This window comes from Helicobacter sp. MIT 14-3879 (genome assembly GCF_003364125.1).
In genome coordinates this window covers 1-1,807 of record NZ_NXLP01000138.1, presented here as the reverse complement: position 1 = coordinate 1,807, position 1,807 = coordinate 1, and the positions used below count along the sequence as shown (strand labels likewise).

1 protein-coding gene is annotated in these 1,807 nt (G+C 32.4%); it reads left to right on the top strand.

Annotated features, from left to right (window positions below; genetic code table 11):
* Positions 1–500 precede the first annotated feature (500 nt).
* Positions 501–1,406: a peroxide stress protein YaaA gene (gene yaaA / locus CQA44_RS11965; RefSeq protein ID WP_115547414.1), complete on the top strand. Its 906-nt coding sequence runs from the start codon at positions 501–503 to the stop codon at positions 1,404–1,406.
* Positions 1,407–1,807 lie beyond the last annotated feature (401 nt).

Sequence of the window (1,807 nt, the reverse complement as noted above, 5' to 3'; positions counted from 1 at the left end):
CTCTAAGATTGTTTCTTAGTATGTGGATGATAATTTCTCGCTAAGATTCTATGAGATTAGTCTGTTTTGCTGTATTTTTATTCTTTATGAATAAGCTTTTATTTTATCCATAAGAATCTTAATTACTAAGAAGCATTAAATCGGTCATTGTGCCTGTTAAAAGTCTCAATCACTTATAATATTCTCTTTTTCACCTGTTGTCTAATTTTTCTCTTGAAGACTCTACATATTAGCCAAAAGTCTCAATTCTCTATGCTTCTGTTGCTGTATCCTCTTTGATATAGCTTTGTATAAATGTGCCTATGTCATGAAATAACACTTCTATCATAATACAACCTAGTTATACTTGAGGCTGTGTAGAGAGGAATAGAGAATGTGCTGCCCATTGCATGAATATTGAAAAGAGAGAATCATATAAAAACAATTTTAAAAAATCTAAGGAGATTATCTTGAGAATTAGGTTATAGTAATGAACGGTATATTTGAATTAAGGAAATGGCATGGCTTACTGTATTCTCTTAAGTCCTAGTGAAGATAAATTATTGCATACTCACAATTCAAATTCCAAGTTTCTGGAATCTTACAAAAAATCTGTTATGCAGCCTAATTTTTTAACAAATCTCTGGGAGGGAAAGGAACTTTTAACACACAGAGAAAAACTCTGTAGAATCTACATTGATTATCTTAGACAAACGCTAGAAAATTCAGATTCCAAACTTCTTTTAGAACTTTATGGTGCAAGAAGATTTCATGCCAAAAATGAATATGAACTAAATATTGCCCTAAACTCTATGCGTTCGCTTATCGTTGATTCTATTTCACAAGAACAGCAAGAGGTTTCACAACAACTCATGCCAGCTATTATACGTTATTGTGGTGTGGCTTTTGATAGTTTGAATTTTGAATATCTCGAATCTCATGCAAGACAGACTATCTTAGAGAAGACACTTATTTTTAGTAATCTCTTTGGTGTAATTAAAGCTAGCGATAAGATTCCCTTCTATAAGCTTAAGCAAGGGACAAAACTAGAATATTTGACATTGCAAGAAGTTTATAAGCCTTTTATCCCACTTTTGGAATCTCATTGCAAGGAATGGGATTTTTTGATTGATTTACGTTCGCATATTTACGCAAAGATTTGGTCTCCTCATCTAATGAATGAGAAGAAATTTCATAAGCCCCATTTCTTTTTTGAATTTTACAAAGGCGGTAAGGTTATTAGCCACTATGCTAAGCTTTATCGTGGTAAGATTTTGGCTATGTTTAGTTCGCAAAATAAGGACAAGCAAAGTATCAGTGCAAATGAGGCATTAAAATTTTTTAGCCTCATTCACAATGAAACACTTTATTTTGTAGGCAGCATAGAGAATAAAGGAATAACTCTTTTGCAATATGAGATTCGATAAACAAGGTAAATTGCCATACAGACAGGGCTACAGTCCAAAGGACAAATTTCAACGAACAAAGCTGCGACTATGGAGAAATAAATACAATTTTTGCAGTATAGATGTCATCGAGTCAGTGTCTTATCAGGACACGTAAAAACAGTGCATTTAAAATGCCAATGTAGTTTATCAAGATGTCATTATAGGACTTAACAAGGCTTTGAGCAAGAAGAATCATTTAACTAGAAGTAGGCGAAATTAGCAGTGAGATTATAGAGAGAATAAATTATGTATTTTGGGTAGAGGCTATGGAGAACGAATTGCAAACGAAAATATTAGCTTACAAACATAACTGAAAGCAAACTACAAAGTAATGGATAAAGGATAATATAGCATATATTCAATCAGAATTTATTAGAGAC